The sequence below is a fragment of the Thiohalophilus sp. genome (assembly GCF_031581315.1).
GTDB lineage: Bacteria > Pseudomonadota > Gammaproteobacteria > UBA6429 > Thiohalophilaceae > Thiohalophilus.
Genome location: NZ_JAVLAZ010000130.1, coordinates 1 through 4846, shown reverse-complemented (window position 1 = coordinate 4846; position 4846 = coordinate 1). Strand labels below are relative to the sequence as shown.

Below are 4846 nucleotides of genomic sequence, written 5' to 3'. Positions count from 1 at the left end.
GCTGGTCAGCAGCCAGGGTGAGGTGAAATACGGCCGGCTGGTGCTGGGACTCGGTGCCACGCCAAGAGAGTTGCCGTTGCAGGGGGACGCCGCCGATCAGGTGATGAGTGTCAACGACCTCACGGCCTATCGCACGTTTCGTCAGCAACTGGAGGGCAAGCAGCAGATCAGCGTGATCGGTCCCGGCCTGGTGGGATGCGAGTTCGCCAATGATCTGTTGCGCAGCGGCCATCGAGTCCAGGTGATCGGGCCGGACCCGTATCCGCTGAGTCTGTTGTTGCCCGAAGCGGTCGGTCAGCGCATGCAAAAAGTGCTGGCGGAGAAAGGTTTTGAGTGGTATCTGGAGCGCACAGTGGATCGAATCGATCGGCAGGATGGAACGCTACAACTGACCCTCTCCGACGCGACCGTACTGCAGAGCGATTTTGTCCTGTCCGCCGCCGGGTTGGTGCCCAATATTGAACTGGCCCGGGCTGCGGGATTAAAGGTCAATCGTGGGATAGAGGTGGATCGCCGGCTGGCCGCCAGCGCCCCGGATATCTATGCCCTTGGCGATTGTGCCGAAGTCGACGGTTTGTGGTTGCCGTATGTGATGCCGATCATGAATGCGGCGCGGGCGCTGGCCAAAACCCTCGCCGGCGAGCCGACCGATCTGGTTTATCCGCCCATGCCGGTGGTGGTCAAAACACCGGACTTTCCGCTGGTTATCTCGCCACCGCCGAAAGCCGCGGGCGACGGGCAATGGCAAATCGACAGCGATGACAGTGGCCTGCGGGCCCTGTTTGTCGATGCGGATGAGCAGGTGCTGGGATTTATCCTGACGGAAGATAAAACAAAGGAAAAGCAAAGCCTGGCCAAACAGCTGCCCAACGTGCTGGACAACTGAATACCGCAACACAGGGCAGGGCCGGAATCACAGGTCCGTTTTGTCCGCCAGCATCAGCCGGTTGCGCCCGGCTTGTTTGGCTCGATAGAGCGCCGCGTCGGCTGCCCGGGCCAGGTTGCCGGCATCATCGCTCAGTGTGCTGTCGATGACGCCGGCACTGAAGGTGCAGTAAATTTCTCCGTCGTGGGTATGTTGTCGCAAGCGGGCAAAATCGATCCGAATCGTGTCGATCACCTCACTGGCTGCTTCGGCGGGCGTATTGGGCATGATAATCGCAAACTCTTCCCCGCCGTAACGGCCGATATAATCGCTGCCGCGCAGCCGCTGGCGTAGCAGCCGTGACAGCGACTGGATCACCTGATCGCCGATACCGTGTCCGTAATTATCGTTGACCTGTTTGAAGCGATCGATGTCGAGCATGACATAGCTGAGCATGTCACCGTGACGGGATGCCCGTTGCAACTCACGGTGGAAAAGATCGAACAGGGTGGTATGGTTATACAGGCCGGTCAGACTATCTCTGAGCATCAACGCACGCAGTTCGCGAAAACGTCGGGTACGTGAACGTACCGCCGCCACCAGGTGAGCGGCACTGATCGGCTTGGTAAGAAAGTCATCGCCATGCTGGATGACATCGAGCTGTTTTTCCAGGTCGCTTTCGGCCGAGAGAAACACAATCGGGGTGGCGAGATTGCTTTCTTTCTGGCGCACCAGTTCCGACAGCTCTTTGCCGCTGCATCTGGGCATGTAGAGATCCATCAGAATCAGTTCCGGTGAGAAGCCGGAAATCGCCTCCATGATCTGCATGGGGTCGGTGATGTATTGCACCTCCATGCCGGCCTGTTGCAGATGCGCGGCATAAAATTCGGCAGCCGGCTGTGAGTCCTCGACGATGAGAATGCGACAGGGCGGGTGCGGCTCTTCGTGACTGAAATGGTCCAGTGTATCGATCAGGTCGATGATATTGGCCGGCTTGAGAAAATAGGCCTGAATGCCGCTGCGGACTGCCTGCAGCCGATGCGCAGTATCGCCGTTGTCCGTGATCAGCAGCGTTGGCGCCTGTTGTGCCAGCGGGGCAAAACGCGACAGTTCGGTCGGATCTGTCTCTGCCAGCGAACAGGTCAGCACAATGGCGGCAGGCAGCTGCTGTTGCAGTTGTTGTTGTAACAGACGGGGCTCGTCGAACAGCTCGATGGTATAGCCGTAGTTGCGTATTTCCCCGGCCAGTTCATGGGCATAGTGATCGGCTTCATCGAGAATATAGATAAGCCGCCCGGCTGACGGATCTGCCGCTTTGGCGCCGGGATCCATTCGCTTGTCCGGTGCCTGTCGGGACAATTCCCGCAGCTGGTTCAGATGCAGGTTGATCTGTTGCGATAACGCATCGGGAATCTCGGTCCGATCGTCCAGGTTCAGCAGGGCCTGCTCGATCTGCCGACACGCTGCTGTGACCTGCGCGAAGCCGTAGCTGGCGCCGGAGCCGGCCAGGGTGTGGCACAGCCGGATCAGTTCCTGGCGAATGGTAGCATCGGGGGCCGTCAGCAGTTGTTGCCAGAGCCGATCGATCACGGCGATCTTGTCCGGCAACTGGCGGGCATAATCCTGGTGCAGTCGCTCGAGTCTGGCCTGTATGTCCGATACGTTGCTGTTCATGGGGTGTTTTTGTGTTGTCGTGGCGCGTGTTCGGGTTCCGGGATGATGGCCCGTCAGTGGCAGGGCTATCGGCAACCCTGATACGTTCAAGTATGGTTCAAAAACCGACAAATGAAAAACACGGGCAGGCAAACCCCGCGGGCGCGGCCAATTTGATAAACTGCGCCCCATGGATATTTCCGGCATTCTCGATCCCCTCAACGACGCCCAGCGCCAGGCGGTCTGCGCCCCGACCGGCAATGTCCGGGTGCTGGCCGGCGCCGGCAGCGGCAAAACCCGGGTACTGGTGCATCGCATTGCCTGGCTGCTGCAGGCCGAGAATGTCTCCCCCTATGGCATTCTGGCGGTGACCTTCACCAACAAGGCCGCCGGCGAGATGCGTTCGCGCATCGAGCAGTTGCTGGGCATTCCCGCGGCCGGGCTGTGGGTGGGCACCTTTCACGGTATCGCTCATCGCCTGCTGCGCGCGCACTGGAAAGAAGTCGAATTGCCACAGGGCTTTCAGATTATGGACAGCGAGGATCAGCTGCGCGCGGTCAAACGGGTGGTGCGCGAAATGGGACTGGACGAGGAGCACTGGTCGCCGCGCGAGGCACAGTGGTTTATCAATGCGCGCAAGGACGAAGGCCTGCGGCCGCAGCATCTGGAACATCATGGCGATCCCTGGCAACGACACATGATCGCCATTTACGAAAATTATGAAGCCGCCTGCCGGCGGGCCGGGCTGGTGGATTTTGCCGAGTTGTTGTTACGCGCCCACGAGCTGTGGCTTAAACACCCCGATGTTCTCGGCCATTATCAGCGTCGCTTCGGGCATATCCTGGTGGACGAGTTCCAGGACACCAACACCATTCAGTACGCGTTTGTGCGCCTGCTGGCGGGGCAAACCGGCCAGGTGTTCGCCGTCGGCGACGACGATCAGTCCATCTATGGCTGGCGTGGCGCCCGGGTGGAAAACATTCATCAGTTTGCCAGCGATTTTGCCAACACGCAGACCTTTCGCCTGGAACAGAATTACCGCTCCACCTCGACGATCCTCAACGCGGCCAATGCCCTGATTGCCAACAATACCGATCGGCTCGGCAAGAGTTTGTGGACCGCGGGCGAGGAGGGCGAGCCGATCCGGCTGTATGGTGCCTTCAATGAGCAGGAAGAAGCGCGCTATATTGTCGAACAGATTGAGGGCTGGATTGAGCAGGGCGGCGCGCGCAGTGAATGCGCCCTGCTGTACCGTTCCAATGCCCAGTCGCGAGTGCTGGAACAGGCCCTGCTCCAGGAGCGCATCCCGTACCGGGTGTATGGCGGACTGCGCTTTTTCCAGCGCCAGGAAATCAAGGACGCACTGGCCTATCTGCGCCTGGCGGTCAATCACGAGGACGATGCCTCGCTGGAGCGCATCATCAATGTCCCGACCCGCGGGATCGGCAGTCGCACGATTACCTCGCTGCGCGAGACGGCCCGCAACAGCGGGATGTCCCTGTGGCGGGCGATATACCACCTGATCGAACACAAGCAGCTGTCGGCCCGCGCGCTGGGGGCCTTGCAGAACTTTGTGCATTTGATCGAGACGCTGGGTCATGAGATTCGCGATCTGGAGTTGCATGAACAGATCGAACAGGCGATCCAGGCCAGTGGTCTGATCGCGCACTATGAAAAGGAAAAGGGCGAGCGCGGCCAGGTCCGGATCGAAAACCTCGAGGAGCTGGTCAGTGCCGGACGCGATTTCACCCCGGAACCGGTGGAAGATGGCGAGCCCGAACTCCAGCCACTGGAAGCGTTTCTGGCCGATGCCGCGCTGGAGGCGGGCGAACGCCAGGCCGATGAATGGGACGACTGCGTGCAGCTGATGACCCTGCACTCGGCCAAGGGGCTGGAGTTCAAACAGGTCTTCATGTGTGGCATGGAAGAAGGGCTGTTCCCCCATCGCCTGTCGGCGGAAGACCCCGGCCGGCTGGAAGAGGAACGCCGCCTCTGTTACGTGGGCATGACCCGTGCCATGGCGCAGCTGACCCTGTGCTATGCCGAAAAGCGCCGCCTGTACGGCGAAGAGCATTACGCCAAACCGTCGCGCTTTCTCAAGGAGGTACCCCCCGAATTGATCGAGGAGCAGCGTCTGACCGGCGTGGTGACGCCGGCGGCCAGTTTCTCCACCGGCAGTGGCGATATCTCGTTCAACGAGTCGGCGTTTATCCTGGGCCAGCGCGTCTGCCATGAAACCTTCGGCGAGGGCGTGGTACTGAACTACGAAGGCGAGGGCCGTCACGCCCGGGTGCAGGTCAACTTCGAATCCGAAGGCAGTAAATGGCT

The 4846-nt window shown here is 60.2% G+C and carries 3 protein-coding genes; 2 read left to right on the top strand and 1 reads right to left on the bottom strand.

The genetic code is table 11. The features are described 5' to 3' along the window. Positions 1-886 (top strand): FAD-dependent oxidoreductase (locus RI563_RS12560; protein ID WP_310694728.1); only part of this gene is annotated, 886 nt, incomplete at its 5' end. A gap of 27 nt (positions 887-913) precedes the next feature. Here RI563_RS12560 and RI563_RS12555 read toward each other — a convergent pair. Beyond that, entirely contained in the window at positions 914-2539 is a 1626-nt protein-coding gene (locus RI563_RS12555; RefSeq protein ID WP_310694727.1) for a diguanylate cyclase, read from the bottom strand. 169 nt (positions 2540-2708) lie between these two features. Between RI563_RS12555 and uvrD the strand changes: the two genes are divergently transcribed. Then, on the top strand, positions 2709-4846 hold a 2138-nt coding region (gene uvrD / locus RI563_RS12550), incomplete at its 3' end, for a DNA helicase II (protein ID WP_310694726.1).

Excerpts from the sequence above, each read along its gene's own strand:
- RI563_RS12555 (WP_310694727.1), bottom strand. The coding sequence starts at position 2,539 with ATGAACAGCAACGTATCGGACATACAGGCCAGACTCGAGCGACTGCAC.